Below are 15398 nucleotides of genomic sequence, written 5' to 3' on the forward strand. Positions count from 1 at the left end.
AGAACATGCATGATGACGGAAAATAATACAACGAATAACCCCACAGAAGCTGATCCCACTCAAACGGATCATCAGACTGAGCAAAGTGTGCCACCGCCTCAGAAAAAAAAGGGCAAATGGCGACCTGCACTGATTTGGTTGATTCCGTTTATTGCCTTATTAATTGGGCTGTCTTTGGCAATCAAATCTATTCTTGCAATCGGACCGACGATTTATGTTTCATTTCGAACGGCTGAAGGATTGGTGGCTGGCAAGACGACTGTTAAATATCGGCAAGTAGATATCGGATTGGTTCGTGAAATTGTACTGTCGGATGATCGCTCACACGTTATTGCCAAAATCGAATTACGCAAAGATGCCAGTAATTTTGCAGCGAAAGATTCGCGATTTTGGGTGGTGCGCCCTAGAGTAGGAACCAGTGGTATTTCAGGCATAGATACTTTATTTTCTGGCTCATATATTGGCGTCGATGGCGGAAAAGCAAAGGAAAAAAAAGAAGAATTTAATGGATTGGAAGTCCCACCTGTCGTGACCTCGGATGTACCAGGTAAAAGATTTTTCTTAAAAGCAAAAGATTTGGGATCGTTAGATATTGGATCTCCTATTTATTATCGACGGATCAATGTTGGTCAAATTACTGCGTATAATTTGGCTAAAGATGGTCAGCATGTTGAGCTACAAACCTTTATTCGTTCACCTTACGACAAATTTGTCACGCAAGATGCGCGTTTTTGGCAGGCCAGTGGGATTGATGTGAGTTTAAATGCATCTGGATTTAATCTGGACACGCAGTCTTTGGCAAGTATCGTGGCGGGTGGTATTGCATTTGGATATCCTGATAATTCTGATGCGCCGATTGCTCAGAATTCGAGTCACTTTAATCTATGGGACTCTAAAACAGAGGCTTTAAAAGATCCTGATGGTAAAGCGATTAATATTGTCATGTACTTTGATCAGTCGTTACGTGGTTTAAGTGCGGGGGCGCCAATTGACTTTATGGGGATTGATGTCGGAGAAATTAAAGCGATCAATGCTGAGTTTGATCACAATTATACACATGTACGTATGCGTGCTGAAGGCGTGGTTTATCCATCCCGTTTAGCGCATGGTCAGGAGATGGATCCTGATGGAGAGATTTTTAAACGTTTTGTGCAAAATGGTTGGCGAGCACAAATGCGAACAGGTAATTTAATCACAGGTCAAAATTATATTGCTTTCGATCTGTTCCCTAAGGCTAAGCCTGCATCCGTAAAAGTATTGCCAAGTGGTCGCTTTGAAGTTCCAACCATGCCATCTGAATTAAAAGGATTACAGGCTCAGGTTTCTCAGATCGCTGATAAATTGACTAAATTCCCACTGGTAGAAATTGGTCAGGATATGCGAAAAACACTGGGGAATATGAATAATGCGATTAACTCAACCAATCAACTGGTTCAACAGTTAGATGGCAAAGTTGCGCCAGAATTACAATCTACCTTGAATGATGTACGTGGGACTTTACGTTCGACCCAATCTATTCTCTCTAGCGATGCGCCAATGCAACAAGATGTTCGCCGAGCTTTGCAGCAAATGACTCGTGCAGCAGCATCTTTACAATTAATGTCAGATTATATTGAACAACATCCAGAATCGTTGATTCGCGGTAAAACTCCTGAGGTAGATCGAAATGAAAAATAAAAATAATTTCAGATTAGGTGTCGTCATCCTGACAGGAGTAATGTTGAGCGCCTGCTCAAGCTCACCAACACCCAACTATTACACCTTGCAGGCCAAAGCAACACCGATTACACATTCGGGGGTGAGAGTCATTGAAGTTATGCCTGTTGGATTACCTGATCGCTTAGATCGGGCATCTATTGTGGTGCAGGATCATCAAGGCAGATCTAAAGTGCTGGACAATGATCGTTGGACCTCGACTTTAAGTACCCAATTAAGAGATGGTTTGTCGGCTGGATTACAGCAAAAATTGGGTGCGGTCGATCGATATAATAGTGGCATGTCCGCTGGTCAGGTGTCGTATCGAATTGCGACTGATTTTTCAAATTTTGATGTGATTGAGGATTCTGCAAATCATGCACTGACAAGTACGCATGATCACTATATGAATGTCATGGTGACATGGATCATTAAAGCAGATGTTCCGCTGGCAATGGAGTCATCTGCTACGAATCAAGCTACAACCACTTTACAAAATCGTTCAATCAGTTGTCGAACTCATTTCACTGTGCCTATTCAAGGTGAGCGTCGAAATATTAATAATATTGTGGCGGCCTCCACACAATCACTGAATCGAATTATTGAAAATATTGCTGATTCTGTGGTGATGATGAATGCGAAAAAAGTAGTGAGCATCGATGGTGTGACTTGTAGCTAAAGCTTTGATTGTTTTTTAAAGTGTTCATCATCGTTTATTTATAACTCATCTCCAATGGGGAGTAGCGCATAAATTGTTATTTGTGCGCTCTGATCGGTTTGTAAATGTCACATTTGGATACATCTGAAAAAACCTATTTCAAAGTGCTAAAACGGTTTATTTTTATTCAGCTTAGCTTTAGCTATGGTTTAATCGGATTAAGAACAAAGATATAAAATGGGCTAATTGTTGAATAAGCTGAGAGAAATCCATGCTCTCCATCTAGCTGATTTTGCCTTTTCACAGTAGAATATGCGCTCTCTCTAAAGTCACATTGCGGTAAAGTTCAAAAGACTTGCCCGTGGAGCCAAAATCAACATGTTTATCGTGGCCGGTGCACCAGCACATTCTTCATTCAAGAAAGCTCAACTATTAACACGTTTATCGTCAATCAGTTCAGTCCAAACCTTTGACAGCCAATGGGTTTACCTGTTTGATCAAGCGCTCGACGAGCAGCAGCATCAATCTGCATTGCAACTTTTAAATGATGGTACATCGTTTGAGTTGCGCCAAGTGGCCAATGATGAACTTCAAGTTTTGGTCACTCCACGCATTGGAACGATTTCACCGTGGTCTTCTAAAGCGACAGATATTTTTAAAAACTGTAATACCCCAGTGCATCGTTTGGAACGCGGTATTTTATATACCTTAAAAGGTGTTTCTGAACTCAGTAATGAAGTCAAACAGGCTTTGCATGACCGTATGACTGAAACCGTTTTCAGCCAAATCGAAGATGCTCATCGTTTATTTTTAGAAACAGCACCAAAACCATTAAACTCAATTGATATTTTGGGTGAAGGGAAACAAGCACTGATCAAAGCCAATAATGAATTTGGTTTTGCTTTGTCTGAACAAGAAATTGACTATTTAACTCAAGCCTTTACTGACTTGGGGCGCAATCCAAACGATATCGAATTGATGATGTTTGCACAAGCAAACTCTGAACATTGTCGTCACAAAATCTTTGGATCAGAATGGACAATTGATGGTGAAAAACAACCATTATCGTTGTTCCAGATGATCAAAAATACTTATAAAGAGTCACCAGATGAAGTATTGTCGGCATATAAAGACAATGCTTCTGTGATTGTAGGTTATGACACTCAGCGTTTTTATCCAAAGAAAGACAATGAAACAGGTCATTTTATATATAAATATAAGAGCCAAGCGGCTCACATCTTGATGAAGGTGGAAACCCATAACCATCCAACTGCGATTTCTCCTTTTGCGGGGGCTGCAACAGGTTCGGGCGGTGAAATCCGTGATGAAGGGGCAACAGGACGCGGTGGTAAGCCAAAAGCAGGTTTAACAGGCTTTACGGTGTCTAACCTGAATATTCCAGGTTTTGAACAGCCGTGGGAAGATAACTACGGCAAACCTTCACGTATGGCATCGCCATTACAAATTATGATTGAAGGGCCATTGGGTGGCGCGGCGTTTAATAACGAATTTGGTCGTCCTAACTTAAATGGTTATTTCCGTACTTTTGAACAAAACGTCAATGGCGAAGTCAAAGGTTTTCATAAACCGATCATGATTGCTGGTGGTTACGGCAATATTCGTCCTGACCATGTGGAAAAAGATGCGATTCAACCGGGTGATTTATTGATTGTACTCGGTGGCCCAGCCATGTTGATCGGTTTAGGCGGTGGTGCTGCGTCTTCTGTAGATAGCGGAACCATGGGCGAAAACTTGGACTTTGCTTCGGTACAACGTGAAAACCCTGAGATGGAACGCCGTTGCCAAGAAGTGATTGATACTTGTTGGCGCATGGAAGACTTTAACCCAATCGTCTCTGTTCATGACGTGGGTGCAGGTGGTTTATCTAATGCTATGCCTGAACTAGTGAATGATCATGAGTTGGGTGCGATTTTAAACCTGCGTAAGATTCCATCGCTGGAACGTGGCATGAGCCCAATGGAAATCTGGTCGAATGAAGCACAAGAACGCTATGTACTTGCGATTCGTCCAGAGTCGTTAGACTTGTTTGAAGAGATCTGTGCGCGTGAACGTTGTCCGTTTGCGGTCTTGGGTGAAGCAACTGAAGCACGTCATTTGACTGTTGAAGATCCATTATTCCATGACAATGCGGTAGATATTCCAATGCAAGTCATGCTCGGTGGTACACCGCGTATGCAGCGTTCGTATGAAACGGTTGAACGTACAGGCAACGAGTTTGATACCTCAAAAATTGATCTAAAAGATGCAATTTTCCGTGTTTTGAAAAATCCAACCGTTGCATCTAAATCATTCCTGATCACGATCGGTGACCGCTCAATTACGGGGATGGTGGCGCGTGATCAAATGGTCGGCCCATGGCAGGTTCCAGTCGCGGATGCTGCGGTAACTACAACCAGCTTGCAAGGTTATACAGGTGAGGCGATGGCAATGGGTGAACGTCCACCAGTTGCATTGTTAAACCCAGCAGCTTCTGCACGTTTAGCCGTTGCTGAGGCATTGACCAATATTGCATCGGCAAATATTGAACAATTGGGTGATATCAAGCTTTCTGCAAACTGGATGGCAGCAGCAGGTCAAAAAGGTGAAGATCAAGCCTTGTTTGAGGGCGTAAAAGCCATTGGTATGGAAATGTGTCCAGCTTTGGGTATTGCGATTCCAGTCGGTAAAGATTCACTCTCGATGCGTACTACATGGAGTGATGATGGCATTGAGAAAGCTGTAACTTCACCAATGTCTGGAGTGATTACTGCATTTGCACCAGTAAGTGACGTGCGTAAAACATTAACGCCTGAGCTTAGACAGATTGATGGTTCTGTACTGGTACGTATTGATTTGTCTAAAGGTCAATTCCGTATCGGTGCATCGATTTTGACCCAAGTGTATAAAGCCATTGGTACGATTACACCAGATGTAGACAGTTTTGAAGATTTAAAAGATTTCTTCAATTTGATACAAGACTGGAACAATCGCGGTCTGATACAAGCTTACCATGACATTGGTGATGGTGGTTTGTTGGCTACTGTGGCTGAAATGATGTTTGCATCACGTTTAGGTGCAGCTTTAGAACCACAAACAATTGAAAGTTTGTTTGCAGAAGAAATTGGTGCAGTTTTACAATTGAAAGCTGCTGATTGGGATGCGTTACAAGCCGAAATTGAAAGCTCGAACTTAAAAGATGCGATTAGTTTGGTTGGACGTGTCAATAATACGGATCAACTCAGTGTAAATGGTTTAACTTTAGCGCGTGCCGAATTACAACAAGCATGGGCAGAAGTGTCTCATCAGATCCAGCGTCTACGTGATAACGTAGAAACAGCCGATCAGGAATTTGCACTTATTGCAGATCAAAACCATAAAGGTTTAATTGCACAAGCAACTTTCGATCTAAACGAACCTGTTGAAGCGCCATTTATCGCAACACGCCGTCCTAATATGGTGATTTTGCGTGAGCAGGGTGTCAACGGTCATGTTGAGATGGCGGCTGCATTTGATAAGGTTGGCTTTAACACCGTTGACGTACACATGAGTGATTTATTGGCAGGTCGTGTTGATCTTCAAGATTTTGAAGGTTTAGTCGCTTGTGGTGGTTTCTCTTATGGCGACGTGCTGGGTGCTGGTGGTGGCTGGGCGAAGTCAGTATTGTTTAATCCAAAATTGCGTGATCAGTTTGAAAGCTTCTTTAACCGTGAAAGTACCTTTAGTTTAGGGATTTGTAATGGTTGCCAGATGTTGTCACAACTTGCACCACTGATTCCAGGTGCAGACAACTGGCCACGTTTCCATCGTAACGTATCAGAAGTTTTTGAAGCACGTGCGGTCAATGTACGTGTCGAAAAATCGGTGTCGGTATTACTCCAAGACATGCAAGGTTCGATTTTGCCAATCGCGGTCGCACATGGTGAAGGACGTGTGGTTGCTAGCAATGAATACTTGGCGAGCTTAAATAGCAATGACCAAGTGACCTTGCGTTATGTAGATAGTTTGGGTCAACCGACGCAACATTATCCACTGAATCCAAATGGTTCACCTGAAGCAATTACGGGTGTAACTTCGAAAGATGGCCGAGCTACGATTATGATGCCACATCCAGAGCGTAATTTCCGTGCTTTACAACACTCATGGAAACCAGAAGACTGGAATGAAGATGGGGCATGGTTACGTATGTTCCGTAACGCACGTAAGTTTATTGGTTAATTACAGTTAGCGATTAAACATCACCACCTTTGATTAAGTTGATCAAAGGTGGTTTTTTATTATAAACCATCAGCTCTTGGTGAAAGCCAGTTTTTATACTTATCTCTTAATGCATTTCTTTTCATATCTTCAAAGATGATAAAATCAATGCCCCCATCATAGGGAGCAACTATAATATTTTGCTCAAATGAGATCATAAAAGCTTTTACTTTATCGTCAGCAATTCTTGTTAATAAGTCATTGTGAATATTGGGTTGCCAATTTACTTCAATAGAGCATGGTCTAAAGAAAAGGTCCTCTTCGTCATCGTAATCTTCAGGATTTGTTTGCGTTAAATTTATTTCTTTTTCTAAATGAAATTTGTATTGAAGATTAAAGATTGGATCATAAGCTTGATTCATATTAGATAGGCTAAAATAGTGACCCGAAACAATAAAAATAGAAGTATTTTCGCCGAAGCAGTCTGTAATAATTTCATTGTGCCGATTTAGCAGTAGTTCATATTCTTCAGTCGTATCTGCATATCTTTTTGATTCGGGTAAGCTATGTATTCTGAACCAAGACTTTGTAAAGTATTGAACTAGATATTGAGAAATCGGAACTTTGTTAGGAAATACAGTATCCCATTGTGATTGAAAGGAATGGCTCATATTTTAAGGTCAAAGAATTTATAAATATATTATTAATATAATTTTGCATAGTAAATTTAGAAAGTAAAATTTTTATAAGTACAGTTTTAAGATTAATTTTTCCGTGGCTCAATTCTTGCTAGTTATTTATTAATAATGAACAAAACATGGGAAGTCGAATGATGAAAAATGAAAATCACATGAAAGCAGTTTATAGCAAAGACAAAGGTTGGCTCTGGTTTGGCTTAACACTCATCTTTCAAGTTACATTTATTGTTGTAAATTATATTGTGATGAATATTTCACTTTGATTTTTCATTATTTTTGAGCTTATGATTAATGATTATTTAAAACTAATGTCATTAAAATCATGCTGAAACTAATTTATTACGTACCTGAATCTCATCTTGAATTGACTAAACAAGCTATTTTTGCAGCTGGAGCAGGGGGAATCGGCAACTATCAACACTGCGCATGGCAAGTGAAAGGAATTGGGCAGTTCAAGCCAGTCTGCGGTGCAAATCCATTTTTAGGCAAATTGGATGAGTTAGAACAGCTTGAAGAATGGCGAGTAGAAACCATTGTTTCAGAAGAAAAAGCCAGTACCGTTGCAACAGCATTAAAAGCAAGCCATCCTTATGAAGAGCCTGCTTTTGAATTTATTCAGATTTTAGATATTCAATAATTAAACTTTTTGAATGAATAAATCACGGTCAAAACGATACTGCGGGAAAAATACACCATCACTCGCACGTTCGCCTGCACCAATGACCATCACAGGAAATTGCTGATCATTGAGTTTTAGTATTTTACGAACCATTGGCTCATCAAAACCTTCCATCATGCAACTATCAAAACCATAAGCACGCAGCGAAAGCACTAGATTTTCACAAGCCAAAGCGGTGGATTTACTTGCCCAAAGTTTTGCATCGGCAGGGTTAAATGCGGTAACAGGAAGTTGTTTATCTAAGCTTCGTGCCACTTTAAAGGCGACTTTTTTAAAGTTGCCGAGTGCATTGAAATAACCAGTTTTATAGTTATACGGAATGAAACGATAGTATTTCTTAACCATTTCAGGGGCTTCAGGAAATGGAAATTCTGAAATATTCTTTTTTGCCATTTCATCGACACGATCTGTTCGCGCTACACAAACAATGAGTTCGGAAGCCGTTTTTGCTGCTAATTGTCCCAGACAAGCTTTAACTAACTGTTTTTTCTTCGCAGGGTTTTGGACCACATAAAATGTCCAAGGTTGTAGATTGGACGAGTTTGGTGCAAGGAGAGCCAAATCTAAACAAGCATCGAGTACTTCAGAGGGAATGGCTTTATCCGTGAATTTGCGTACGGAACGACGACTCTCGATCACTTTACGAAAATTTTCAACATCAATATCTTGGGGGGCAGGCTCAAAATAACGTTTTTTATCTGAAACCTGCTGAGAACTTTTTGGGAGATTTTCTGAATTTGCCATCACTATTCAAATATTTCGTTATGAAGATGATGAATGAGAATAACATTCAATCATTTTATCTAGGTAAAAAAGTGTATTCCTGAGATTAAGCTGCATCTTATTCATTGGTTTTTCAATGCAGACATTTAATCTCAGATTTTTTAGTATTAGACTTCATTCATAATTGTTGAAACCCTCTTTATTTTTCTCCCATAGGGAGAAATAAAAGGATTTATGAAAGAAGTCTATTGATTTTATCCAAATTGGGAAAAATCAGGCTTACGTTTTTCCATAAAGGCTTGAACCGCTTCTTTCATTTCAGGCGAACGGACACGTTGCATGAAAATCTCGGCTTCATCATCAACACATTGCACAATTTCATCAAGATCATGCTTCATGAGAGCTTTGGATTGTCGAATGGATGCAAGTGGCAAAGCAGCCAATTGCTGGGCAGTTTGTTCGGCCAATGCGTAAACATCATCACTGATTTGATTGACCAAACCTGCTTTTTCAGCAACTTCCGCGTTAAATTTTTTGGCGGTAAATAAAAGTTCTGCGGCACGGTGATAACCTGCTTGTTTCACCAATAAACGACTTGCAGCGCCTTCTGGCGACAGACCAAGACTGACAAATGGAATCTGGAATAGCGCTGTGTTGTCTGCATAGACAATATCTGCATGCAGTAAAATCGTGACACCAATCCCAATCGCAACCCCTTTAACTGCAACAATCAGCGGTTTAGAAAGTTTCGCCGCAGATTTAAGCAAAACAAAAGGAGGTTGATCTCCAGCTTTACCTTGATAAGGTTTTTGAATAAATGACATAAAGTCTTTCATGTCATTACCCGCAGAAAAGTCTGCATCTGCGCCACGCAAAATCACCACGCGAACTTGGCTGGATTGATCTGCTTCATCCAGTGCCTGTGCAATCCACAAATACAATTCACCATATAATGCATTTTTTGCTTCAGGGCGATGAATGGCTAAAGTCAGTATGCCATTTTCAAGTTTTGCATTTAAATGTTGATGAGGTTGTTGAATACAGCGAAGTGTCATCGTACTATCCTTGCTTTCAATCTTGGGTTTATGTTTGCCATTATGTCGTAAATTTGATTATAAATGACTACTGGTGAGTTCATAAAAAATTAAGTTGGTTTATGTACATATTTGATTATCTCGTTTTTATTGGACGTTTTCAGCCTTTTCATCTTGCACATTTGCAAACTGTAGAAATAGCCCTCCAACAAAGTCAAAACGTTATATTGGCTTTGGGATCGGCGCAACCTGAGCGTAATATTAAAAATCCTTTTTTGGCAGCAGAAAGGGAGCAAATGATTCTTTCTAATTTTTCCGAGGCAGATCAAGAGCGGATTCACTTTGTACATGTCATTGATGTCTATGATGATCAAAAATGGGTCAATCAAGTCAAAACACTGGTTAAGCAGATCACGCCACTTCATGCAAAAATTGGTTTAATTGGGCATTTTAAAGATGAATCTTCGTATTACTTAAAGCTTTTTCCTGAGTGGACCATGGTGGAGTTGGAAAGTTTGAAAGAGTCGATGTCTGCCACTCCGATTCGAGAGGCTTATTATCGTGGTGAAATCCAAAAACAGGCATTTCCTCAGGGAACAATTCAGTTTTTAGAGAATTTTCAGAAAACTTCAATCTATCGGCAATTACAAAATAAGTTTGTATTAAATGACAAGTCGAATCTGGTTTAGGAGATTAAAGTAAAGTCTCTTTTCCTGTCTTGGTGTTTATGATGACTGTCATTGCAAATCAGCGATTAGCAAAAAGTTTATGGATTGGTGCGTTGATTGTGGTATCAATGAGCCAAGTTCATGCGGCAAATTGGGTATTAGCTCCAACAAGCAATGTCGGGTTTCATATCGATTCAGCTCGTGAGTCTATGGTCATCGCTAAGTTTAATACTGTACATGCGACTTTGAACTTTGATGAAAATGCGCCACAGCAGGCATCTACACGCTTTATAATGGATGTGGATAGTTTAAGTTTGAACAATCCCGCCATGAAAAGTACATTATTGGGAAAAGATTTGTTTTATGCTGCACAGTTTAAGACGGTAAGTTTTAAAAGTGATCAATTTAGAGTTTTGGGAAATAATAAGTATCAAATTATAGGGCAATTAACCATAAGAGGGATTACCCGACCTGTCATTTTTGATAGCACACTAAAACCTGTTACGAACAATCAAAAGTTAATGAATATGGTGTCTTCAACAACGATCAATCGAGCTGATTTTGGTATGAAAAAGGCACCAGACGGGATGGGTGAAAAAATAAATATCAAGATTAACGTCGATTGGAAAGTATAACGTTAATTGTTCATCATAAAAATTCAGATGTAGCTTATGAGCAATCAATAAGCTACATCATTCGAAATCTAATTATTTTGCTGAAGAGTTTTTAAATCTTCCATAACTTGTTCGGCATGTCCTGCGGCTTTGACTTTACGATAACTTTTAACCAATTTTTTGTTATGGAAAATAAAAGTTGAACGTTCTATGCCCATGACTTTTTTACCATACATATTTTTTTCTTTAATCACATCAAAATGCTGGCAAAGAATCTCATCTTTATCGCTAATTAAATCAATCGTCAATGCCTGTTTTTCAGTAAAATTTTGATGTGCTTTGACTGAATCACGAGATACACCAACAATTGTTGCACCAAGAGCATCAAATTGATCTTTCAGGCATGAAAACCCAACGGCTTGAGTGGTACAACCAGGTGTCGAATCTTTCGGGTAAAAGTAAACTATTAACCATTCAGCAGAGACATCTGCCAGATTAATTTCACCCTGTGTTGTGGGGAAAGTTTGATTAGGTAATGAAATATTTTCACTGCTCATTATTATTCTCCATATTTTCCATAAAAAACTAGCCACATAAAGTGGCTAGCAAATCACATCAGTTCTGCTTATTTTTTGCCTTGAGCAGATTTCATCGCTTCGTCAGTCAAACCTTTTAACTTGCCAGTCAACTGTGGGCCAAAGCATGCTTGAAGATCTTTATTTTGCTGTTGTACAAAAGCTAAAGAACTTGGGCTTTTCTTGGCATTAATAGCACTTTGCACTTCCCATTTTTGTGCATTGGTCATTTTTCCATCTGCTTCGACTGCACAAGTACAATACTTACTCACTTCTGCCGCAGTTAATTTATTGCCTTTACCTGTTTCATCTTTACACAGATTAATTAAAGCACCTTTTACATTTGTACTCTTGTAGGCTTGTTGCAGTTTATTTTCATCAGCAGCATGTGAAACCGTTGCAGTAAAAGCAGCAGCAGCCATAAGTGAAGAAAGAAGTAGTTTTGTGTTCAATAATTTCATAAATATTACCTGATTATTATGGTATATAGCGTGTAGGATCTGCAATGCCAGCTTCCATAAACCCTTGTTTACGTAAACGACAGCTATCGCATTTCCCACATGCACGACCTTCAGCATCTGCCTGATAGCAAGAGACAGTTTGACTATAGTCTACGCAATGTTCAATACCTAAACGTATAATATTCGCTTTGGATAAATGTAACAAAGGTGTTTCAAATGTAAGAGGTTTTCCCTCTACACCTGCTTTAGTAGCCAAACGTGCCATATTTGTAAATGCTTCAATATATTCTGGTCGGCAATCTGGATAACCGGAATAGTCTACCGCATTGACCCCAATGACAATGGCTTCCGCTCCAAACACTTCAGCAGCAGCTAGCGCGTAAGATAAAAAGATGGTATTGCGAGCTGGCACATAGGTAATGGGAATGCCTTCTTGTTCATGATCTGGCACATCAATATTATGATCGGTGAGTGCAGAACCCCCTAAATTACCCAAATCAATATTAATGACACGGTGCTCTACACCTGCATTTTGAGCAATCGCTTTAGCTGCATCAAGTTCAGTCGTGGAGCGCTGTCCATACATAAAACTGAGCGCCATACATTCATAACGCGCTTGTGCCCAAGCTAGGCAAGTCGTCGAGTCTAAGCCGCCTGATAATAAAACAATGGCACGAGGGCGCATATGATATTCTCCAAAAATAACTAACAAAATAAAAGTAGATTAACGTCCCGTTTCATCATTCCAGAGCAATTTATGCAATTGCAATTGGAAACGTACTGGGAGATGGTCATCTAGAATCCATTGCGCCATATCACGCGCTAACTGGGGTAGTTTAACCGAAGCTTTTTCAACTGCAAAAGCAGGGGAAAACCAGACGGTGCTGACTTTCTCATTTAACTGATAATTCTCTAATTGCTGTTTTGACCATTCATAATCTTCACGATTACAAATCACAAATTTGATTTGGTCATGCGGAGTTAAATAATCCAAATTACTGAGCAGATTACGCTTTTCTTCACCAGACGTTGGAGTTTTTAAATCCAGTACTTTAGATACACGAGAATCGACTTTGGACACATCTAGCGCACCACTGGTTTCCAAAGATACCTGACAGCCCAAATCTGACAATCTGGTTAGTAAATGCAAACAATTAGGTTGAGCAAGAGGTTCTCCACCTGTGACGCAAATATAAGGTGTTTTAAATGATAACGCTGTTTCGATAATTTGATCGAGTGACTGACGTTCACCGCCTTCAAAAGAATAGGTCGTATCACAATATGAGCAGCGTAGTGGACAGCCCGTTAAACGAATAAAAACAGTGGGTAAGCCTGCGGTATTGGCTTCTCCTTGCAAGGAATAAAAAATTTCCGTAATCCGAAGACCCGCCGCAGGATCTGATACCGGAATAGTCGTTGAGCGTAGAGAAGTCATTGCAGAAATACCACATCTTAGAAAACAAAAATCTCTACGATCAGATTTGAACGTAGAGACGAGGAACAATTAAGCTCCGCAAATAAATGCAATTAGTCAGCGCGAAGTAAATCGTTCAAACTGGTTTTAGCGCGAGTTTTGGCATCCACTTTTTTCACGATTACCGCAGCATAGAGGCTATAAGTACCGCATTTTGATGGAAGACTACCCGCAACAACCACAGAACCTGCTGGTACACGACCATAGTGAATTTCGCCAGTTTCACGATCAAAGATTTTGGTTGATTGACCAATGAATACACCCATTGAAATCACAGAACCTTCTTCAACAATCACACCTTCAACGATTTCAGAACGGGCACCGATAAAACAGTTGTCTTCGATAATGGTTGGGTTGGCTTGTAAAGGCTCTAAAACCCCACCAATCCCTACACCACCAGACAAGTGAACATTTTTACCAATTTGCGCACATGAACCCACAGTTGCCCATGTATCCACCATAGTGCCTTCATCTACATAAGCACCAATGTTGACATAAGAAGGCATTAACACGACATTTTTTGCCTGAAAACTACCACGACGAGCTACAGCAGGCGGTACAATACGTACACCCGCAGCTTTGAACTGTTCTTCAGTCCAGCCTGCATGCTTAGTATCAACCTTGTCATAGAAACGTAAATCACAAGATTCGATTGGTTTGTTATCATTCAATTTGAAAGATAATAACACGGCTTTTTTTAGCCATTGATGAACCACCCATTCGCCATCGATTTTTTCAGCAACACGTAATGTACCGTTGTCTAAACCCGCAATCGCTTGCTCTACAGCATCACGAATTTCTGCTGGACAATCCGTTGCACTCAAATTCGCACGATCTTCAAACGCTTGCTCAATGATTGTAGAAAGCTGAGACATGTTCTTCCTTCCAAAAAAATTTGCATAATTTTACACTAATTAGTGTCAATAATGTTGTGAAAGAAAAGATTGATTTGAAAAAAGCCATTTAAAATCTTGATAAAAAAATTTACGAATAACTGCTTTAAAAACAAGAACCAAACTTATTTGTATCAAAACTTAACAGAAAATGATCAATTCTCGTATAAAACCGAACCATACTTTCTCCTAAGATACATCTACGCAATAAAAATTTAGATTTGAATAAAAGTCTTTTGAGGAGAGAGCAATGAAAACATTAAAACTACTTGCGGTTGCTGGTGCTTTAGCTGCTGTGGCGGGTACTACTATGGCTGATGATTCTGTAGTCCATGATCATTATGCATTTGATCAGAAACAACTTCTTCCAGTGGGTGTTCGTGCTGAAGTCGGTACGACTGGTTATGGTGGTGCTTTCCTTTGGCAAGCCAATCCATACGTCGGTTTAGCTTTAGGTTATAATGGCGGCGATATTTCATGGTCAGATGATTTGAAAATCGATGGAACAACTTATGACATGGATATGGACAATAAATTAGCCTATTTGAATGCTGAAATTCGTCCATGGGGTGCAAGCGCTAATCCATGGGCTCAAGGTTTGTATGTTGCTGCTGGTGCTGCTTATGTTGACAATGATTATGACTTAACTAACCGTGTTTCTGGTTCTAATACCTTAAAAGTGAATGGTAACTTTTACCAAGGTACTGCTGGTCAGGAAGGTTCTGTTACAGGTAAGTTAAAGTATGATAACGACATTGCACCATATGTTGGTTTGGGTTTTGCACCTAAGTTTAATGAACACTGGGGTGTCTTTGGTGAAGTAGGCGCTTACTATACTGGAAATCCAAAAGTTCAATTGACTGCAAATAACTTATCCCCAGAAAATGGTGTAAGTGATATCAATGCGGATTTAAGAGCTGAAGAACATAAAATCGAAGACAAAAATAAATATGAATGGCTTCCAGTGGGTAAAGTTGGTGTTAACTTCTATTGGTAATTCAAACTTAATAAAAAGAACCGCAATTGCGGTTC

General features: G+C 39.8%; 16 protein-coding genes. 8 read left to right on the top strand and 8 right to left on the bottom strand.

Going from position 1 to position 15398, the window contains the following annotated elements; genetic code table 11:
- Nucleotides 1-12: 12 nt before the first annotated feature.
- The 3 genes from I6L31_RS00875 to purL all read left to right on the top strand — a co-directional run bounded on the left by I6L31_RS00875 (nt 13) and on the right by purL (nt 6568).
- Entirely contained in the window at nt 13-1677 is a 1665-nt protein-coding gene (locus I6L31_RS00875; RefSeq protein ID WP_005003810.1) for a PqiB family protein, read from the top strand.
- Entirely contained in the window at nt 1667-2374 is a 708-nt protein-coding gene (locus tag I6L31_RS00880) for a PqiC family protein (protein ID WP_005003812.1), read from the top strand. Before I6L31_RS00875 ends, I6L31_RS00880 begins: the two co-directional genes overlap by 11 nt.
- A 357-nt stretch (nt 2375-2731) precedes the next feature.
- A complete protein-coding gene (gene purL, locus I6L31_RS00885) occupies nt 2732-6568 on the top strand; it encodes a phosphoribosylformylglycinamidine synthase (protein WP_005003815.1) in 3837 nt (1278 codons plus the stop codon).
- 59 nt (nt 6569-6627) lie between these two features.
- Here purL and I6L31_RS00890 read toward each other — a convergent pair whose 3' ends face one another.
- On the bottom strand, nt 6628-7218 hold the full coding sequence (locus I6L31_RS00890) for a DUF3885 domain-containing protein (protein WP_005003816.1): 591 nt from the start codon (nt 7216-7218) through the stop codon (nt 6628-6630).
- 158 nt (nt 7219-7376) lie between these two features.
- Here I6L31_RS00890 and I6L31_RS18425 point away from each other — a divergent pair, with 158 nt between their 5' ends.
- Nucleotides 7377-7508, top strand: coding sequence for a KGW motif small protein (locus I6L31_RS18425; protein WP_005003818.1), 132 nt, complete (start codon nt 7377-7379; stop codon nt 7506-7508).
- 59 nt (nt 7509-7567) lie between these two features.
- Nucleotides 7568-7882 carry a hypothetical protein gene (locus tag I6L31_RS00895; protein WP_005003819.1) on the top strand — a complete coding sequence of 105 codons (315 nt, stop codon included), beginning with the start codon at nt 7568-7570 and terminating at the stop codon, nt 7880-7882.
- Here the strand turns inward: I6L31_RS00895 and I6L31_RS00900 are convergent, their stop codons facing one another.
- Both I6L31_RS00900 and I6L31_RS00905 read right to left on the bottom strand, forming a co-directional pair.
- Nucleotides 7883-8668: a nitroreductase family protein gene (locus tag I6L31_RS00900; protein WP_005003822.1), complete on the bottom strand. Its 786-nt coding sequence runs from the start codon at nt 8666-8668 to the stop codon at nt 7883-7885.
- Between the two features lie 233 nt (nt 8669-8901).
- Nucleotides 8902-9702, bottom strand: coding sequence for an enoyl-CoA hydratase-related protein (locus I6L31_RS00905; RefSeq protein ID WP_005003825.1), 801 nt, complete (start codon nt 9700-9702; stop codon nt 8902-8904).
- A gap of 101 nt (nt 9703-9803) precedes the next feature.
- Between I6L31_RS00905 and I6L31_RS00910 the strand changes: the two genes are divergently transcribed.
- Both I6L31_RS00910 and I6L31_RS00915 read left to right on the top strand, forming a co-directional pair.
- Nucleotides 9804-10370, top strand: coding sequence for a nicotinate-nicotinamide nucleotide adenylyltransferase (locus I6L31_RS00910; protein ID WP_005003829.1), 567 nt, complete (start codon nt 9804-9806; stop codon nt 10368-10370).
- 38 nt (nt 10371-10408) lie between these two features.
- Nucleotides 10409-10984 carry a YceI family protein gene (locus I6L31_RS00915; RefSeq protein WP_005003833.1) on the top strand — a complete coding sequence of 192 codons (576 nt, stop codon included), beginning with the start codon at nt 10409-10411 and terminating at the stop codon, nt 10982-10984.
- 68 nt (nt 10985-11052) lie between these two features.
- On the opposite strand, the gene I6L31_RS00920 is transcribed toward I6L31_RS00915, so the two are convergent.
- The 5 genes from I6L31_RS00920 to dapD form a co-directional block, all read right to left on the bottom strand.
- Nucleotides 11053-11520, bottom strand: a complete 468-nt coding sequence (locus I6L31_RS00920; protein ID WP_005003835.1) for a peroxiredoxin — start codon at nt 11518-11520, stop codon at nt 11053-11055.
- A 68-nt stretch (nt 11521-11588) separates the two neighbouring features.
- Nucleotides 11589-11999 carry a hypothetical protein gene (locus tag I6L31_RS00925; RefSeq protein ID WP_005003838.1) on the bottom strand — a complete coding sequence of 137 codons (411 nt, stop codon included), beginning with the start codon at nt 11997-11999 and terminating at the stop codon, nt 11589-11591.
- Between the two features lie 16 nt (nt 12000-12015).
- Entirely contained in the window at nt 12016-12684 is a 669-nt protein-coding gene (queC, locus tag I6L31_RS00930) for a 7-cyano-7-deazaguanine synthase QueC (RefSeq protein WP_005003844.1), read from the bottom strand.
- Nucleotides 12685-12723: 39 nt separating this feature from the next.
- Nucleotides 12724-13434, bottom strand: a complete 711-nt coding sequence (queE, locus tag I6L31_RS00935; RefSeq protein WP_010588773.1) for a 7-carboxy-7-deazaguanine synthase QueE — start codon at nt 13432-13434, stop codon at nt 12724-12726.
- A 92-nt stretch (nt 13435-13526) separates the two neighbouring features.
- Entirely contained in the window at nt 13527-14348 is an 822-nt protein-coding gene (dapD, locus tag I6L31_RS00940; protein WP_005003846.1) for a 2,3,4,5-tetrahydropyridine-2,6-dicarboxylate N-succinyltransferase, read from the bottom strand.
- A 268-nt stretch (nt 14349-14616) separates the two neighbouring features.
- On the opposite strand from dapD, the gene carO reads away from it, so the two are divergent.
- A complete protein-coding gene (carO, locus tag I6L31_RS00945) occupies nt 14617-15363 on the top strand; it encodes an ornithine uptake porin CarO (RefSeq protein ID WP_005003849.1) in 747 nt (248 codons plus the stop codon).
- Nucleotides 15364-15398: the final 35 nt, after the last annotated feature.

Source organism: Acinetobacter septicus (assembly GCF_019355975.1).
Taxonomy (GTDB): Bacteria; Pseudomonadota; Gammaproteobacteria; order Pseudomonadales; family Moraxellaceae; genus Acinetobacter; species Acinetobacter ursingii.

Excerpts from the sequence above, each read along its gene's own strand:
- queE (WP_010588773.1), bottom strand. The coding sequence starts at position 13,434 with ATGACTTCTCTACGCTCAACGACTATTCCGGTATCAGATCCTGCGGCG.
- I6L31_RS00875 (WP_005003810.1), top strand. The coding sequence starts at position 13 with ATGACGGAAAATAATACAACGAATAACCCCACAGAAGCTGATCCCACT.
- I6L31_RS00915 (WP_005003833.1), top strand. The coding sequence starts at position 10,409 with ATGATGACTGTCATTGCAAATCAGCGATTAGCAAAAAGTTTATGGATT.
- I6L31_RS00880 (WP_005003812.1), top strand. The coding sequence starts at position 1,667 with ATGAAAAATAAAAATAATTTCAGATTAGGTGTCGTCATCCTGACAGGA.
- I6L31_RS00925 (WP_005003838.1), bottom strand. The coding sequence starts at position 11,999 with ATGAAATTATTGAACACAAAACTACTTCTTTCTTCACTTATGGCTGCT.
- I6L31_RS00910 (WP_005003829.1), top strand. The coding sequence starts at position 9,804 with ATGTACATATTTGATTATCTCGTTTTTATTGGACGTTTTCAGCCTTTT.
- carO (WP_005003849.1), top strand. The coding sequence starts at position 14,617 with ATGAAAACATTAAAACTACTTGCGGTTGCTGGTGCTTTAGCTGCTGTG.
- I6L31_RS18425 (WP_005003818.1), top strand. The coding sequence starts at position 7,377 with ATGATGAAAAATGAAAATCACATGAAAGCAGTTTATAGCAAAGACAAA.
- dapD (WP_005003846.1), bottom strand. The coding sequence starts at position 14,348 with ATGTCTCAGCTTTCTACAATCATTGAGCAAGCGTTTGAAGATCGTGCG.
- I6L31_RS00905 (WP_005003825.1), bottom strand. The coding sequence starts at position 9,702 with ATGACACTTCGCTGTATTCAACAACCTCATCAACATTTAAATGCAAAA.
- queC (WP_005003844.1), bottom strand. The coding sequence starts at position 12,684 with ATGCGCCCTCGTGCCATTGTTTTATTATCAGGCGGCTTAGACTCGACG.
- I6L31_RS00900 (WP_005003822.1), bottom strand. The coding sequence starts at position 8,668 with ATGGCAAATTCAGAAAATCTCCCAAAAAGTTCTCAGCAGGTTTCAGAT.
- I6L31_RS00890 (WP_005003816.1), bottom strand. The coding sequence starts at position 7,218 with ATGAGCCATTCCTTTCAATCACAATGGGATACTGTATTTCCTAACAAA.
- I6L31_RS00895 (WP_005003819.1), top strand. The coding sequence starts at position 7,568 with ATGCTGAAACTAATTTATTACGTACCTGAATCTCATCTTGAATTGACT.
- purL (WP_005003815.1), top strand. The coding sequence starts at position 2,732 with ATGTTTATCGTGGCCGGTGCACCAGCACATTCTTCATTCAAGAAAGCT.
- I6L31_RS00920 (WP_005003835.1), bottom strand. The coding sequence starts at position 11,520 with ATGAGCAGTGAAAATATTTCATTACCTAATCAAACTTTCCCCACAACA.